Origin of the sequence: Rhizobium sp. RAF56 (genome assembly GCF_052113965.1) — a bacterium.
Classification (GTDB): domain Bacteria; phylum Pseudomonadota; class Alphaproteobacteria; order Rhizobiales; family Rhizobiaceae; genus Rhizobium.
Genome location: NZ_JBFRDU010000030.1, coordinates 41,186 through 56,912, shown reverse-complemented (window position 1 = coordinate 56,912; position 15,727 = coordinate 41,186). Strand labels below are relative to the sequence as shown.

Annotated in this window: 11 protein-coding genes and 1 pseudogene; 6 read left to right on the top strand and 6 right to left on the bottom strand. The window is 57.7% G+C overall.

Features of this window, described 5'->3' with window-relative positions:
- Positions 1-597 precede the first annotated feature (597 nt).
- Positions 598-1,059, top strand: a complete 462-nt coding sequence (locus AB4048_RS21965) for a hypothetical protein (protein ID WP_442204107.1) — start codon at positions 598-600, stop codon at positions 1,057-1,059.
- Here AB4048_RS21965 and AB4048_RS21960 read toward each other — a convergent pair.
- Together AB4048_RS21960 and AB4048_RS21955 are read right to left on the bottom strand one after the other, a co-directional pair.
- Positions 1,056-2,012 (bottom strand): IS1595 family transposase, encoded by a 957-nt coding sequence (locus tag AB4048_RS21960; protein WP_442204106.1) that lies wholly within the window; start codon positions 2,010-2,012, stop codon positions 1,056-1,058. The genes AB4048_RS21965 and AB4048_RS21960 overlap by 4 nt on opposite strands.
- Before the next feature lie 2 nt (positions 2,013-2,014).
- Complete coding sequence (locus AB4048_RS21955; RefSeq protein ID WP_442204105.1) at positions 2,015-2,149, bottom strand: hypothetical protein; 135 nt, start codon at positions 2,147-2,149, stop codon at positions 2,015-2,017.
- 395 nt (positions 2,150-2,544) lie between these two features.
- Between AB4048_RS21955 and AB4048_RS21950 the strand changes: the two genes are divergently transcribed.
- Positions 2,545-3,948 carry an ATP-binding protein gene (locus tag AB4048_RS21950; protein ID WP_442204104.1) on the top strand — a complete coding sequence of 468 codons (1,404 nt, stop codon included), beginning with the start codon at positions 2,545-2,547 and terminating at the stop codon, positions 3,946-3,948.
- Positions 3,949-4,220: 272 nt separating this feature from the next.
- Here the strand turns inward: AB4048_RS21950 and AB4048_RS21945 are convergent.
- The 3 genes and pseudogenes from AB4048_RS21945 to AB4048_RS21935 form a co-directional block, all read right to left on the bottom strand.
- Positions 4,221-6,610, bottom strand: a pseudogene (locus tag AB4048_RS21945) (phosphoketolase family protein).
- A gap of 2 nt (positions 6,611-6,612) precedes the next feature.
- Complete coding sequence (locus AB4048_RS21940; RefSeq protein ID WP_442204103.1) at positions 6,613-6,936, bottom strand: hypothetical protein; 324 nt, start codon at positions 6,934-6,936, stop codon at positions 6,613-6,615.
- On the bottom strand, positions 6,923-8,548 hold the full coding sequence (locus tag AB4048_RS21935) for an MBL fold metallo-hydrolase RNA specificity domain-containing protein (protein WP_442204102.1): 1,626 nt from the start codon (positions 8,546-8,548) through the stop codon (positions 6,923-6,925). The genes AB4048_RS21940 and AB4048_RS21935 overlap by 14 nt, the downstream gene beginning before the upstream one ends.
- 120 nt (positions 8,549-8,668) lie before the next feature.
- Here AB4048_RS21935 and AB4048_RS21930 point away from each other — a divergent pair, with 120 nt between their 5' ends.
- A complete protein-coding gene (locus AB4048_RS21930) occupies positions 8,669-9,502 on the top strand; it encodes a universal stress protein (RefSeq protein WP_442204101.1) in 834 nt (277 codons plus the stop codon).
- A gap of 416 nt (positions 9,503-9,918) precedes the next feature.
- Here the strand turns inward: AB4048_RS21930 and AB4048_RS21925 are convergent, their stop codons facing one another.
- Positions 9,919-10,740: a MarC family protein gene (locus AB4048_RS21925; protein WP_442204100.1), complete on the bottom strand. Its 822-nt coding sequence runs from the start codon at positions 10,738-10,740 to the stop codon at positions 9,919-9,921.
- 303 nt (positions 10,741-11,043) lie between these two features.
- Between AB4048_RS21925 and AB4048_RS21920 the strand changes: the two genes are divergently transcribed.
- The 3 genes from AB4048_RS21920 (at position 11,044) to AB4048_RS21910 (ending at position 15,388) form a co-directional block, all read left to right on the top strand.
- Positions 11,044-11,712 carry a VIT1/CCC1 transporter family protein gene (locus AB4048_RS21920; protein WP_442204099.1) on the top strand — a complete coding sequence of 223 codons (669 nt, stop codon included), beginning with the start codon at positions 11,044-11,046 and terminating at the stop codon, positions 11,710-11,712.
- A gap of 505 nt (positions 11,713-12,217) precedes the next feature.
- Positions 12,218-13,624, top strand: coding sequence for a DUF2252 domain-containing protein (locus tag AB4048_RS21915; protein WP_442204098.1), 1,407 nt, complete (start codon positions 12,218-12,220; stop codon positions 13,622-13,624).
- A 27-nt stretch (positions 13,625-13,651) separates the two neighbouring features.
- The gene (locus AB4048_RS21910; protein ID WP_442204097.1) at positions 13,652-15,388 is read left to right on the top strand and encodes a SulP family inorganic anion transporter; all 1,737 of its coding nucleotides are present in this window, start codon (positions 13,652-13,654) and stop codon (positions 15,386-15,388) included.
- The last annotated feature ends 339 nt before the right edge of the window (positions 15,389-15,727 follow it).

Below are 15,727 nucleotides of genomic sequence, written 5' to 3'. Positions count from 1 at the left end.
GGATTACGCTCAGTAACGCCATGTCGATCACTCCAAAGCCCCCGCTGAAACCACAGGGGATGATTGAAACATGGGTCAATTCTCAGTGATATTTTCCCGCAATCCCGGGTCAGCTCTCAGCGCAAATCAACACGTAGCCAAACTGGAGCATCAGGTTCATGAGAAAATTGTGAGAGAACTTGATGCTCATATTCGCGGCCAAGAGGCATTGAATGCGGCGGGTTCGTCTTTGCCGGGCTTTGGGAGAGGACGTGTGATCGACGATCGATTCACTCAGATGACGCACAGGAATCGCCACACAATGGCTTTGGACCTATAACAACGAACGGCCAAACATGGGCATTGGCGGCATCACACCCGCACCGAAACTGAAAACGGCTGCGTGAATTCTACTGATGAGCCCCGTTAAAAACGGGGGGATTACCCTGGTTGCCGACGTCCGTCACGGCTCCGAGATTGCTTTCATCCATCGAACAATACCCCGCTATCAACTTCGAGAGCGATAATCGCAGATAGGCGCGGCATTAGGTAGCAAAAACCACCAGACCTGAAATGGTATCCCGACTACCCTGGTTTCCGGTAAAAACGGAGCCTCGAATGAGTGTAGCGTACGAGTTGAAGCAGAAGGGAGCCGCCTTGATTGATAGGCTGCAGCAGCTTGAAAGGGAGCGGGTAGACATTCAGGAACTGATGAGAGCGCTGGAGCGCGTGATCCTGAGCTATGAGCCAGACTTCCACGCATCGTTACAGCCGGGGTCAGGTCGCGGTGATCGGCCTCGTAAGGCAAAGCCGTCGTCGTCCGAGGTAAAAGCGGCCATGAATGGCATAAACAAGCGCCAAGCCGTCTTGGAGGTCTTGCGCGAAGTAGGAGAACCGATCTCGGTTACCGACTGCGCTACGAAGTTCGCCTCCAAGCTTGGAATCCCGAGCGAGCCACAGAACCTCTCAGACATCGAACACCGCCTATCGGCGGTCCTCACCCAACTGTCGACTGCGGGACGCGTTCGGCAGTCCGGCCAATTCGGCGGCCGTAAGGTTCTGTGGGAGGTCGCCGCTTAGCCTTCCCAGATCATGTCAGGTGGCTTGTTACCCTGCCAGTACCCGCACAGATAGCGTGACGTCGGGCGAGATAGCGCCTTGCCCAGCACCTGGAACGTATGGCCGCGGTTGCTCATCTGGCGGCAGTCCTCGCGCCACGCGAGTTCGGCCACGTACCAGTCGAAGTACTTCAACGAAAACCGATGGTGGATGCCGGCGTAGGCTCGTTGGACCCGCGAGAAGAAGCTCTCGACCTGGTTGGTGTTCGTGCCGTCGTCGGTCTGATATGCCTTTGAATGGTTGACGCGTTTCAACGCGTTCAAGCCAGCCAAGTCGTTATAGCTGCCGTGCTCGTCCGCGAAGACCGTTGCCTCCCGCGACACGTGATCTCGGACGGCCGCCCAAGCCGCATTGCTGTCTTCGTCTCGGATGATCCGCGTGAACGTCTGCCCTCCCAGTCCGCGCTGGCGGATCGCAAGGGCGCACAGACGCTTCATGTTCTGGTATTTCTTGAGGCGACGATCAATGCGATCCTCGGCCTTGTTTTCAGGACGAATGTGGCCGCCAGCGTACTTGCCGTCAATCTCGACCTCGCCATCGAGTACCATCCCCTCCCTGCGCCATGCGATGGCCTCGCGCAGCTTCATCAGGAGGACCCAGGCGGTCTTGTATTGGACGCCGATCTCGCGCGAGAGCTGGAGCGCGGCTTTGCCTTTCACCGAGTTCGCCGAGAACCAGATGGCGATGAGCATCTTTTTGAAGCTCAGCTTGCGTGCATGGAAAACTGTGCCAGAGGTGACGCTGAACACCGCCTTGCAGGTCTTCTCGGTGCATTTGAAGCGGTTGCGGCTCATCGTATGGCAGTGCAACGTTCCGCACTTGGGGCAGTAAGGCTCGCCCTCCGTTTCGTGCCAGCGAAGGCGCTTAAACCAGTTGTAGGCGGTCGTATCCCGCATCTTGGCGAGATCGAGCACCGTCAGCGTTCGGCACTCTGGCGAGAGCAGGAAATGCTGGCCCTTGGGCGTATTTCCAAGCCCCCGCCCATGGCACTGACGGCCAACACCGAGGCGTGGCTACGGTGGGCAATGGCGGCGGTGGCGATGATGGTCATGTTCAGGCTCCAGAGGTCGAAAGCAGGCACAGCGGATCGGCGGCCGAAGGCCGCGGGGAGATCAGAGCTGTATGCGTATCATCCTGAACATGCCCCAGGTTCTTACACGGTCCTCCGCAAGAGTCGATCAGAGGAGGTCTAAATGGTTAATTGCTGAAGGTCGACAAACACACACTTGGGGAACTCTTTCTGCCTACGCGAGATCAACAGCCGGCTTTCAAAGGGAATAGGCTTGCCCTGCTGCCTGAGGAAAAATCGACAATCTGGAGAAGGTTTGGAGAGCCCACAGCGCGCAGAACTTGACAAAAGGGATCGTCACTAAGATAATCACGATTAAGGTAATCACGATTAAGGTAATCACGATTAAGTTAACTATATTTACCAAAGGCAGGCATATGCAGTTTCTCGGGCGCGAACGTGAACTCAAGCTGGTGCGGACCGAATTGGATTCGCAACGACCCTCCCTCATCATCGTATTTGGCCGACGGCGGATCGGCAAATCGCGGTTCCTTCGGGAGGCCGCTAAGAATCGCCCGGAAATCTACTTTCAGGCGACCCGCGTCTCATCACTTTTGAACTTGGAGCAGTTCAAATCCGATGTCGGAAAGGCAATCGGATCAAAGCCACAGCTCGAAGCCCTGTCAAGCTGGGAGGGGGTACTGCACTATGTTGCCGAGCATGCCGGCGAGCATCCGGGATTGATCGTCACGATCGACGAATTTCCCTATCTGCTTGATAACGAGCCAGCGCTGCCATCGATCGTGCAGAAATTCTGGGATTCCGGCGCGCTTGCAGATGGGGCGATGAAACTAATCCTTTGCGGCTCTGCCATTTCTCAAATGGAAGACCTGTTGGCGGAACGGAACCCGCTTTACGGGCGAAAAACCCTGTCGCTCGACATGAAGGCCTTGCCCCTTGTCGATGTCGCCAAGTTTTTCCCGGAGTACACGGCCGACGACATTATCAGAACCTATGCGATTTTCGGCGGCATTCCCTACTATCTTCAGCTTTGCGACGCTCGGGAACCGCTCCGCAACAACGTCATCAAACTCTTGCTCACCGAGACAGGCACGCTGATCGACGAACCGAACACGCTGCTGCAGACCGAACTCAGAGAGCCGTCCTTTTACTCAAGCGTGGTTGCGGCTGTATCTGACGGTTGCAACACTAAGTCGGAGATCGCAAACCGACTGGATGTCAAAGCAGACGGTATTGGACCGTACCTGGCAAAACTGCTCGCGCTTGATTTGATCGATAATTCGAAATCGTTGGATGCCGACGAAAAGGGCCGAAACCGCCGCTATCGCGTTGCAGACAGCCTGATGTCGTTCTGGCATCGTTTCGTGCGACCAAACCTGAGCGCGATCAGCAGCGGGTTTGGCGAGGAGGTTTACGACCGCGTCGTGGAGCCTCGGTTCTCCGAATATATGGGGATTGCGTTCGAACCGATCGCCCTTCAATTTGCAAGGCTTCATCTGCAGGAGGTCCTTGCGGTTCCGACGCAGGAGGTTGGCCAGATTTGGGGTCACGCCGATTTCGACATCGATGTCGCGGGGCGATTATTGGATGGTGCATTTTTCTATGGCGAATGCAAATGGCGATCGCGCGTGATCGACCTTGGCCACGTCCGATTGTTGCGTGAGCGATCCGAGAAAACGACTTACGGGGAAGGAGCGACGGGCAAGCACTACCTGTTTTTCAGTAGAAGTGGTTTTTCAAGCGATGTCGAGAGTTTGGCGAAAGAAGACGAGCGGCTGCATCTGATAACCCCAGAAACACTGGTAAAACCGCGTCGGTAGAGGCGACAACGTGGGCGCGTTGCCACTCCTAACGCGCCGCCTGACGCATGTGGCACTTGCTCCATAACGCCGATAATTTCTGTAGTAATTCAGATACCTAAGCTGCTTTTGGTGGTCTTTGCTACCTAATGCCGGATAGGCGACGGGATGCATTGACGCAGCGCAATTCCGAAGAACGCTGCGATGATGCCTCTTCAGCGACTGCCGCGTCGATCCTTTCCGTAGAAGACCGGCGACTTCTAGCCGTTGTCGCGGATATAATGTCGGCACATTCATGGAGTCTTTCTAAAGTCGCGCCAGCGCGAGTTGCGGATCTCCGGCATGTCCTCGCCGTTCTCGCAGATATATGTTCGATGCGAGGAGAGTTTCGTGTGCAGGAGCTCGACGAGGTCTGGCGCCTTCTCGGCTAGTCCTGGAATCCGACCGATGGCCTCAAGTGCGAGATGATATCGGTCGACCCCGTTCAACACGGTCATGTCGAATGGGTGGTTGTCGTTCCTTCCTCGACAAACCCGCGCACGTGGATGTTGCGATGGTTCGTACGGCGATAAGTCAACCGATGGATCAGGTATGGGTAGCCGTGATAAGCGAAGATGACTGGCCTGTCGGCCGTGAATATCCGATCGAACGTCGCGTCGTCCAGACCGTGCGGATGCTGCGAAGGATCCTGCAGGGCTAGAAGATCGACAACGTTGACCGTGCGGATCTTCAAGTCAGGTATGGATTCGTGCAGCAGCATCGCTGCAGCGAGCGTCTCCATTGTCGGGACGTCACCGGCGCAGGCCATGATCACGTCTGGCGCGATGGCATTGTCCTCGTAACTTGCCCACTCCCAGATGCCCAGGCCGGCTTCACAATGTGTTCGGGCTTCGTCAATCGTCAGGTACTGGGATTCCGGCTGCTTGCCAGCGACGATCACGTTGATCCGGTCGTAGGTCTTCAGGCAATGGTCGCCGACCCATAGAAGCGTATTGGCGTCTGGTGGCAGGTAAATGCGGACAATGTCAGCCTTCTTATTGGCAACTAGATCGACAAAGCCTGGGTCCTGATGCGAGAAGCCGTTGTGGTCCTGCCTCCATACATGGGATGAGAGCAGGTAGTTCAAAGACGAGATCGGCTTGCGCCATTCCAGTCCGCGGGCGACCTTGAGCCACTTGGCGTGCTGGTTGAACATAGAATCCACGATATGGATGAACGCTTCGTAGCATGAAAAGAGGCCGTGGCGCCCGGTCAATAGATAGCCTTCAAGCCAGCCTTGGCAAAGGTGTTCGCTGAGAACTTCCATCACGCGTCCGTCGCGCGAAAGATGGACGTCGTAGTCTTCGATGTGTTCCATCCACACCCGCTCGGTCACTTCGAAGACGCTGCCCAGCCGGTTCGATTCCGTTTCGTCCGGGCCGAAGACACGAAAGTTCGATGCGGATGCGTTCAGCTTGAACACGTCGCGCAGATAGTTTCCCAGAATTTCCGTCGATTGGACCTGTCTACTTCCCCGCTCGCCGATATCGACTTCGTAGTTCCTGAGGTCGGGCAGCACGAGTTCTTTCCGCAGAACCCCGCCGTTGGCAAACGGCGTCGCGCCCATGCGTTTTCCACCAACGGGCGCGAGAGCCCGCAGTTCAGACTTGAGGCGTCCGGATGCGTCGAAAAGGTCGTCCGGATTGTAACTGCGCATCCAGTCTTCGAGAATTTTTCGATGAGCATCGTCCTCTCTGCAGTTGGCGACCGGCACCTGATGTGCGCGCCAAAAACCCTCCACCCTCTTGCCGTCGACTTCCTTTGGACCAGTCCAACCCTTGGGACTGCGGAGCACGATCATGGGCCAGCGCGGCACGCCCGGTTTAGAGGCATTTTGGCGCGCCTCGTCCTGCAGCACCTGGATGTGATCGAACGCCTGGTCAAGGCCAGCGGCCATCTTTCGATGCATCTCCAAAGGCTCGTGGCCCTCGATGAAGATCGGGTCGTATCCGTACCCCCGGAAGAGGCTTTTCAAATCCTCGTCGCTGCAGCGAGCAAGGATTGTCGGGTTTGCGATCTTGTAGCCGTTGAGATGCAGGACTGGCAGGACGGCGCCGTCGCGCCGCGGGTTGAGAAATTTCGTAGAGTGCCAGGCGGCGGCAAGCGGCCCTGTTTCCGCCTCTCCGTCGCCGACGACGCACACGGCCACTAATTCTGGATTGTCGAACACCGCACCGAAAGCATGGACAAGCGCATAGCCGAGTTCGCCGCCTTCATGGATCGAACCGGGTGTTTCCGGCGCGACATGGCTCGGGATACCTCCCGGAAAGGAGAACTGTCTGAATAGCCGCCGCATTCCCTCCACAGACTCAGGGACCTCCGGATAGATCTCGCTATAGGAGCCTTCGAGATAAGTGTTCGCGACCATACCAGGACCACCGTGGCCAGGCCCGCAAACGTACAATACGTCGAGATCGCGGGCCCTGATGATGCGGTTCAAGTGAGCGTAGACAAAGTTTAGTCCCGGCGTCGTGCCCCAATGACCGAGCAGGCGCGGCTTGATATGCTCCGGCTTCAGTGGTTGGCGCAGCAGCGGATTATCCATCAGGTAGATCTGGCCTACCGACAGGTAGTTGGCGGCCCGCCAGTATCGGTCGATGAGATCGAGATCGAGGTCGTTGGGAGCTGTCACGGCGTTCTGCATTTTCAGACCTCCTCTAGCGTCTTCTTTTCTGTCGCTTGTTCGGCGGAAGCCGCTTCGATCGCCGAGTCCAGTAGTTGCAGACCATAGTCAGCCGCAGCCGTCTGGTCTTCAAAGCAGAGCCCTTCCGTCCTGCATCGGCAGGCGAGATCGCGTTTGATGTTTTGGCGAATGTGGGAAATGCTGCGTGCCTTTCGTTGCTTTAACCGCTCCCGTAGGCAGGCAAGAGCCACGACTTCCATCACGATCAGCTTGCCCTCAACCTCGCCAAGCGTGGGGATCGCAAAACGTTCACCGCCGCGTTTGCAGTCTCGATCAGTTGACAGCATTTTCGTTCCTCCTGTTGCGTTCCGAATCTGTCCCTGCCTCCAGAGCGCGGCGCAGTCTGCGCAGGATGACGTCGCGGTGCTTGCGGTCGGCGGCGCGGCTCAAGCGATCCGACATGTCGAGAAGGAGGTTCTGATATTCGTTGTGCCAATCCGCGTGACCGGCCTCCTCGGGCTGAAGACGCGGGTATGCCGGAGGCACGATAGGCTCCGCGAAGGTGTCCGTAAGCCGATACCCAGCATCGAGGCAGGGGAATGTGATCGCGACAGGGACCAACTGTTTCAAGCGGGCCGCCATCGCATGTCGCGCCGGCTCCTCGCCATGTACAAGGAACAATCCCTTGTGGATCGGGCGTCGCTGCGTAACCCATTCCTGCAACTCGCTCGCATCTGCATGGCCGCTATAGGCATCTAGGACCGCGATGGTAGCCCTAACCTTGATCTCGTCTCCCTGGATCCGAACCACGCTGGCTCCTTCCTGAAGCACGCGGCCCAACGTGCCGGCGGCTTGAAAGCCGACGATTAGAACTGTGCACTCGGGTCGCCAAAGCCAGTTGCGGAGCCGGTGTCGAATTCTGCCGGCTTCGCACATGCCACTGGCTGCGATGATGATGTGAAACCCTGTGACGAAATCGAGCGCCTTCGATTGTTCGGCACTCTCTGTAAATCCGACGTTGGGCGCGTTCAGCCCCCGGATGAATGCTTCGCCGTTGATCGCGCTGCGAGCATGCTTCTTGAAGACATTCGTTGCTCGGGACGCCAGCGGCGAGTCGATTACGACTGGGCAACGAGCTAGCGTCCCTTGGTCCATCAGCGCGATGAGATCGGTGAGGACCTCCTGCGTGCGCTCCACCGCGAAGGAGGGGATCAGCAGCACGCCATTGGACTGATAGGCCTTTGCAACGATTTCCTGCAAGCGGAGACGCCGCGCCTGGGTCGTATACTCGTCGCGCTCGCGGTCGCCGTATGTGCTTTCACAAACAAGGTAGTCGACATCCGCCGGCGCCTCGGGGGGACGCTCCAAAAGCTTGGTCTGGGGACCGATATCGCCCGAGAACAGGATGCGCCTTCGGTCTTGTTCGCCGGCGGTCTCCAATTCGATCGAGGCGGCGCCCAAGAGATGCCCTGAATTCCAGAAACGGAATCGCACGCCCTCGGTAGCTGCCTGCCATTGCCCGTAGTCGACGCCTCGGAACTGCGGCATCAAGCGGCGCGCGTCATCGGCAGTATAGATCGCCTCAACCGGCTCGCGAGACCGCCATCGGTTTCGACGATTGAGCTGCTCGACTTCGGACTCCTGAATGTGGCCAGAGTCCTGAAGCATGATGGAGCAGAGATCTATCGTCGCCGGCGTCGCGAAAATCGGACCACTGAAGCCGTTCTTGGCAAGCTTCGGCAGCAGTCCGGAGTGGTCGATATGGGCATGGGTCAACAGAACGCAGTCGATGCTCGACGGTTCAAAGGGGAAGGGTCTGTAGTTCAGCTCCTTTTCCGTTTTGGAACCTTGAAACATCCCGCAATCCACCAGGATCCGGGCCTTGCCGAACTCCAGCAGGAAGCACGAGCCGGTCACTGAGCCTGCGGCGCCGTGAAAATGTAGGATGGGGTCTGACATGTCGCCTCCTATCTGCTCCGGTCCAGACTACGAGGTCCAAAACTTTTCGCTTTGACGAAGGTCAAGGAGCTGTCAGACAGCGCAGCTATCCTCCTTGCAATCAATCAGGGAGAAACCGAAATGACGATCAAAACCGTATTAAGCATCCTAGACGCCAGCAAGTTCGACGAAGACTTGAAGAACGCGATCGAGTTCAGCCGGGCTCGTGGCGCGCACCTGACCGCGATGGTGATTTCGATCGGGGAGGCGGGAACACTTGCAAACTACAATTCCATCGGCGGCGTCTGGATTGACCAACGACAGACTGAGATCGATGATCTTCTTGAAAAGACAAATCAGATCAAGGAGATATTGATAGGTAGCGACATTTCTTACGATGTACAGCAGGTCTATACCGAGTTTGTCTGGGCGGACGAGGACATCGCCGAGCAGGCGCTGTATTCGGATCTGGTTCTCGTTGGCCGGCAGGCGGTTGCGGACAAAGATCTCCGCAGACGAATTATCGATGGGGCTCTTTTCCAGACCCCGACGCCGATCCTGATCAATCCGAGCAAGACGGCGGTTTCCACCATTGTCAAATCCGTTCTTCTTGCATGGGACTCAAGCGCCGAGGCGTCGCGCGCCGCCCGCCAGGCGCTGGACCTCCTCAAGCAAGCACAGGAAGTTCATGTGACCTTGGTGGATCCCGTAGCGCTTGTCGGAGTCAACGGAGAGGAACCCGGTGCAGACGTCGCGACATATTTGGCACGCCACGGAGTCAACGTCCGGGTCGACTGCGTCTCTAGCGGAGGGCGACGGATTACTGACGTACTGCGACAGCATGCCGTCGATGCTGCTGCCGATTTGATCGTCATGGGCGCCTACAGCCATCCCCGCTGGCAGGAGAGATTGTTCGGAGGCGTGACCAGAAATATGATCGAAGAAAACGTCATGCCATTGTTCCTATCTCACTGAAAAGGAGAAACGCCCGAATCCACGGCTTCGGGCGTTTCCCTCGCAACATTTGCCTCTTGCGCCAAATCTCGGTCAGGCGCTCCAATGCCGAGGATGAAATTCAGCTTCAAGCACTCGGCAAGGGAGCAATTAAGCGTTCGGATCGTCCGTCGAGGTGAGGATGACCCCGAAAGAGGTCGAGCGCCGCTTGGTGCCTATCCGCTGACTCGGCGACGGTGGGTTCTCCCCCCAAGAACAACGCGCCCGTATGCGCTCTCTAGTTGTCGGAAGCAACTTACAGGTTGGGTAGAGGTGTTTGCCAAGTGGTTTCGCTGTCATAGGAGCAAGCGGTCCGGTGATAGGTGCCGCTTGCGGAAATTCTCAGAGAGGGAGAATGCCGGTTGAAGCGCGCAGCTTTCCCGTGTCACACCGAAACACTACCAAACAATCATATCGATACTGTGCAGTATGATCTGCAGGCCGAGCGCTGCCTGCGTAACCCCGAGCACCACCGCCAATACTTGAAGGGCAGTACCGGTCCACCTTAGAATCGTGCCAGCAAATATCATCGCCACCCAGTCCATCGCCAGGATCAGTGATACAAGTATCGTCACGGCGAGGCTTTGCCCTTGGCTGCCATTGGCTAGCGTAGCAAAAACAATTACAGCAGCAATACCATACGGCGTGACGATCGTTGGAAACGCCAGCGGGGTGAGTGCCAGCCGCAGATCTGGCGGTTGATCCGGCTCAGCCGGTCGTTCCGGCACGGTGATAGACTGCTGCATTATGGTTCGAAGGGCTACTAAAAATAGAATGATGCCTCCCGTCATTGCCAGCACGGGCAGGGAAATTTCAAAGTTCTCAAGCATGCTGCGTCCCAAAATTCCTGCGATCGCCAATGCTGCCGCCGAGAAAAGAATAGCTCTCGTGGCCATGCGTCGGCGGATGCGGGGTGCCCAGTTGCCTGCAATGGCGACGAAGGGCACTAGGATCTTACTTGGGCCAAGCATCAGAAAGAGCATGAAGAACATCTTGCGTGCACCGAACTCCACTTGCGGCATTTCCCCACTAAAAGCCGCTTCCGCAACGGAATATATGGGCAGAAAGGTGGCGAAGACCGCGGCCAAACCAATAACTGGAAGGATTGTCGGGATAGCACTCAGCGCCCAGCGCCTCTTTTGACCAATTGGCTGTATCGAACCAATGGGGATGCGCGCCTTGGATTCGGTGGGGTTAGGGATCTTTGTCTGATGGTTCATTCTCGATCATTCTTCAGCCACGCTTGCGCCTGCTCCGCTTTCAAGTCAGAACAGTCGAACAGCACGCTTTTCCCAAAGATCCGAAGTCATTGTTTACCTTGAGGCGGACGGAATGAAGTTTGCCCCCTCGCGAATTCGGATAGCTTCCACCATAACCGCTTCTCGCAAGATTGCATAAGCAATCACATAATCTTCGGGCGGGCTCTGTTCTATGATGTAGGTCAATGCTTAGGCAGCGCTGTAGGCATACACACTGGACGTGGCTGTGCGTCGAGAGCGAACGTGACAGCATCGGGGGGAGCCATGACGCAGCAGTCATTCATCTTTCGCTTTCTCGACCCTGGTGACGCGCTTGGTGAAATACTGTTCGGCCTGGTCATGGTTCTTACGTTCACGATCGGCGCCCGACTGTTGTCAGGTGAGGCGGGTGTCGATGCCCGAGAAATCGGAGTAGCGGCGATTGGTTGTAACATTGCCTGGGGTGTGATCGACGCGGTATTCTTTGTTCTTGGCAAGCTCTTCTATCGCAGCCAACGCACTCGTTTCTTTCGCCAGATTAAGGGCGCCGAAAGCGAGCAGGCTGCGCTGCTTGCGGTTCAGGAGGAGTTCGGTCTTGATGAGGAGCCGCTCGCCGCCTCCCCGGAAGATCAGGCTCTACTCTATCAATCCATCCTGGCGCTTGCTACGCACTCGCAGCCCATGCGTGTGAACCTCACACGCGCTGACTTTATCTCAGCCCTCTGTGTCTTCGCACTCGTAGCGACAACTGCAGTTCCGGCAGTCATTCCACTACTGTTCATTGGAAACTCATGGATTGCACTTCGTGTAAGCAATCTGTTGCTCGTGGTTCTGCTATTCGTCGTCGGCTATTCATGGGCCCACTTTACCGATGCCCGGCCAATCTATGTGGGGCTATCGGTAATGTTGCTGGGACTTGTCATGGTTTGCATCGCGATCGCGCTTGGGGGCTGAGTTAGTCCGTCTCACAACATAGCTCCTGAATTCTTGCTCGCTGAGGCGGCGAAGCTACTTCCGCCCGCACACGCTTGTCTACCTGTCAGGGCTGCAATTCGGCAATATCCGCGTTCGTGTTTTCGGCCTTGCCCCTGAGCTTGACGGGCTTCCTCGCGGGACGGCCGCGAAGCAATCCGCTGTGCCTGACGCTTGCGCCGGTCCTCTCCTTGCGGTTGATCGGCGAGCATGTCGAGCATCATCGCATCGACTAGGATCCAGCATCGGGCAAGTGCACCCATTCGTATCACCAGCATGTGTGATGTCGGCAGTTGACCGCCACGACCTGAAACGCTTTGCGAATCTCCCGGTCCGCTACAGTCGGGGGCTAAGACGGTCCACAGCCGGTAATAGAAGCCGGACGCTTCCTGGCCGGCGGCGAAGTAAATTGATCCATGTCAATTTCATGACCAAAAACTTGTGACAATGTTGAAGAAATTGGCGATTTATGGGTGGAGGTTAGGTCATGAATGACGTTCAATCTTCCAAGGGCGTCGCATCAGTTGACAATATCGGGCGCTTCCCCTCTCGGGAGGATCGCCTGGCAGCCGGAAGGGCTCTGCGCGATAAACTGCAGCGTGCCGATCATCGTCTCTGGAAGGCGAAGGACGACCGCGCGGACCCGATCGCAATCCTGCAGGAAACGGACGCGGAACGTTTCGAAGAGCTGATACCCATCAAATATGGCCGGATGCTGCAGTCGCCCTTCGCCTTCTATCGCGGCGCGGCCGCGGTCATGGCCTCCGACTTGGCGCACACACCGACGTCAGGGCTTAAGGTGCAGTGTTGCGGCGATTGTCACCTTGCAAACTTCGGGGGCTTTGCCACACCGGAGCGCAATCTCATCTTCGACATTAACGACTTCGATGAGACGTTACCGGCACCGTGGGAATGGGACGTCAAGAGGCTGGGGGCCTCGATCGTGCTAGCCGGCCGGTCTATCGGCCTGTCGGATGCCAAGGCGCAAGACTGTGCCGAGGCCAGTGCCCGCAGTTATCGCAAGCGCCTGTGTAAGTTCTCCGAACTCGGTCCGCTGGAAGCATGGTATCAGAAGGTCACCGACACGGACGTCATACAGAGCCTGCCGCATGGCGTGCAAAAGTTAGTTCGAGACCGCATTGACAAGATTGCCTCAGGCAGCGGATCGGAGCTCGACTTCCCGAAGCTCGCCGGCACGGTCGGCGGCAGGGTCCGCATTCGCGAACAGCCGCCGCTGATCTTTCACCCCGAGGAGGCTAAAGCGCCCGAGTTCCGGAGCGTTCTCGAGGCCGTCTTCAACGACTACCGCAAGACACTGTCGGACGACCTGCGCACGCTTCTGGACCGGTACCAGGTCGTCGACGCGGCCATTAAGGTCGTCGGGATAGGCAGCGTCGGACGCAGATGCTGGATTGCCCTCTTGATGTCGGCGAGCAACGATCCGCTGTTCCTGCAGTTCAAGGAGGCGGGACCATCGGCGCTCGAGCGCTTTGCCGGTAAGAGTGCCTATGGCCATTCCGGCCAGCGCGTCGTCATGGGCCAACGGCTCATGCAGCCGGTCTCGGACATCTTCCTCGGTTGGGTGACGGCACCGAACGACCGGCAGTTCTATGTCCGCCAGCTCCGTGATGCCAAGATCAAGCCACTGATCGAGAGTTTCGATGCCGAGTGGATGGAGGCCTATGCGAAGACTTGCGGCTGGGTGCTCGCCCGCGCCCATTCAAAAGGTGGCAACGTGACGACGATCGCCGGCTATCTCGGCGCAACGAACGATGTCTTCGACAAGGCGATCGCGGGCTTCGCAGTTGCCTATGCCGACCAGGCGGAGCGCGATCACGCAGCGCTCAAGTCGGCTGTGAAGAAAGGGAAGATCAAGGTTTTTTTAGAGGCCTAGTCAAACTTCCGGGGATCGGCGAGCATCATGGAAAAGACCGAAAATCATGGCCTGCGGAAATGGCTTTCCTATCTGCCACCGACGCAATGGCTCCCGGACTACCGTGCCTCCTACTTGCCGTCTGATCTGGTGGCGGGTGTCACACTTGCTGCCTATGCCATCCCTGTTTCGCTGGCTTACGCTACACTTGCGGGGCTGCAGCCACAGGTTGGCATCTATGGCTATCTGCTGGGCGGTCTGGGCTATGCCCTGCTCGGCTCGTCGCGCCAGCTAGCGGTCGGGCCGACGTCCGCCATCTCACTGATGATCGCCAGTTCAATCGCGTTGATGGCGGGTGACGATGCACTGCGTTATGCGCAGATTGCCAGCCTTGCTGCATTCACGGTCGCTGGACTTGCCCTCATTTCCTGGGCGTTGCGGTTGAGTGTGTTGGTGAGGCTGATCAGCGACAGCATTCTGGTCGGTTTCAAGACGGGTGCCGGCCTCACCATTGCCGTGACACAGCTTCCAAGCCTGTTTGGCGTGGCGGGCGGTGGCCACAATTTCTTCGAGCGCCTCGTGCTGATCCTGGGGCAGCTCAGCGGAACCAACCCGATCGTTCTGGCTGTCGGCCTTTTAGCAATCCTGGCAATCGTCGCGGGCGATCGACTGTTTCCCGGGCGCCCTGTCGCGCTTGTCGTCGTCTGCGCCGCGATCATTGCCGCCACGCTGCTAGGCCTCCCCGCTATGGGGGTGCCGATCACCGGTGCCATACCGTCCGGCCTGCCATCCCTCCACGGTCCCGCGCTGAGGCTCCGCGACGTTGAGGGAATTGTGCCACTGGCGGGTGGTGTTCTGCTGCTGGCCTATATCGAAGGCGTCTCCGCTGCCCGCAGTTTAGCCGTCAAGCACGGCTATGCGCTGGATCCGCGGCAGGAGTTTCTCGGCATCGGCGCCGCCAACCTCTTTGCAGCGCTGGGGCAGGGCTATCCGGTGGCCGGCGGCCTATCCCAGTCTGCCGTCAACGACAAGGCGGGAGCCCGCAGCCCGCTTGCGCTCGTCTTTACCTCTATCACCCTTGCGATATGCCTGCTTTTCCTCACCGGACTTCTGGAAAACCTGCCCAAGGCGGTCCTTGCCGCTGTCGTGCTCACGGCAGTCGCAGGTCTGATCAACTTCCCGGAGCTTCGGCGCATGTCGCGGGTCAGCCGGGTCGATTTCTATGCCGCGACCATCGCGCTGATTGCCGTGCTGCTGCTCGGCATTCTGCAAGGTATCCTGCTGGCAGCGCTGGCATCCATCATCATGCTGCTGATCCGGGCCTCTCGTCCGCATGTCGCCTTCCTGGGACGCATTCCGGGCACCTATGACTACTCGGACATCGATCTTCATCCGGAAAACGAGCCGCTGGAGCATGCCATCGTGTTCCGCCCGGAAAGCAACCTGATCTATGTGAATGCAGATACAGTCCTGCAAGCTGTCCTCGATCGCATCGAGGCGGAAAAGGTCAGCGACCTGAAGCTGGTCGTATGCGACCTCTCTGCGTCTCCATTGCTGGATCTGGCCGGCTCGGGCATGTTGCGCAAGCTCCATGCGGAACTCGCGGCGCAAAGCATTCCGTTGCGCGTTGTCGGTGCACACGGCAGGGCAAGGGATTTGCTGCAGGCCGACAACCTCGAAGAGAAACTCGGTGGCGTCGAAGGCCGCTCCTTAGACGAGCTGCTCGAGAGCCAAGGAGCACAAAGCAGCGCACATCGCGAAATCCGCGTGGCTGATCCCGACTGAGAAGTTTTGGGTATGACGGAGTAAGCGCGCAAGCCGGAAAGCATTTCACCGGGAAGGTCGAGGGCGCGGTGCGCGTGGGAAACTTACCTTGCTCGTTGGTGGAAGCTGGGCGTCCAGCTCTTTGTCAGGGCAGGGATCTCACCATGGCACCGGGCTTTCGCTTAGAGGTGCCTATCCGCGAAAGGAGGACCAAAAAATCAATGAAAACTCTGGCGTCGGGTAGAGGGTGACCTTCTACCTGCAATGACATCCGAGATGCTCGACCATACGTTCAGGCCGCCGTCAGTATCTTCTCATAAGCGTCGATAGGGCTGTTCCATCAGAAAAGGTGAACGCCAA

Coding starts and splice junctions, on each gene's coding strand:
- AB4048_RS21965 (WP_442204107.1), top strand. CDS start 598: ATGAGTGTAGCGTACGAGTTGAAGCAGAAGGGAGCCGCCTTGATTGAT.
- AB4048_RS21955 (WP_442204105.1), bottom strand. CDS start 2,149: ATGACCATCATCGCCACCGCCGCCATTGCCCACCGTAGCCACGCCTCG.
- AB4048_RS21950 (WP_442204104.1), top strand. CDS start 2,545: ATGCAGTTTCTCGGGCGCGAACGTGAACTCAAGCTGGTGCGGACCGAA.
- AB4048_RS21940 (WP_442204103.1), bottom strand. CDS start 6,936: ATGCTGTCAACTGATCGAGACTGCAAACGCGGCGGTGAACGTTTTGCG.
- AB4048_RS21935 (WP_442204102.1), bottom strand. CDS start 8,548: ATGTCAGACCCCATCCTACATTTTCACGGCGCCGCAGGCTCAGTGACC.
- AB4048_RS21930 (WP_442204101.1), top strand. CDS start 8,669: ATGACGATCAAAACCGTATTAAGCATCCTAGACGCCAGCAAGTTCGAC.
- AB4048_RS21925 (WP_442204100.1), bottom strand. CDS start 10,740: ATGAACCATCAGACAAAGATCCCTAACCCCACCGAATCCAAGGCGCGC.
- AB4048_RS21920 (WP_442204099.1), top strand. CDS start 11,044: ATGACGCAGCAGTCATTCATCTTTCGCTTTCTCGACCCTGGTGACGCG.
- AB4048_RS21915 (WP_442204098.1), top strand. CDS start 12,218: ATGAATGACGTTCAATCTTCCAAGGGCGTCGCATCAGTTGACAATATC.
- AB4048_RS21910 (WP_442204097.1), top strand. CDS start 13,652: ATGGAAAAGACCGAAAATCATGGCCTGCGGAAATGGCTTTCCTATCTG.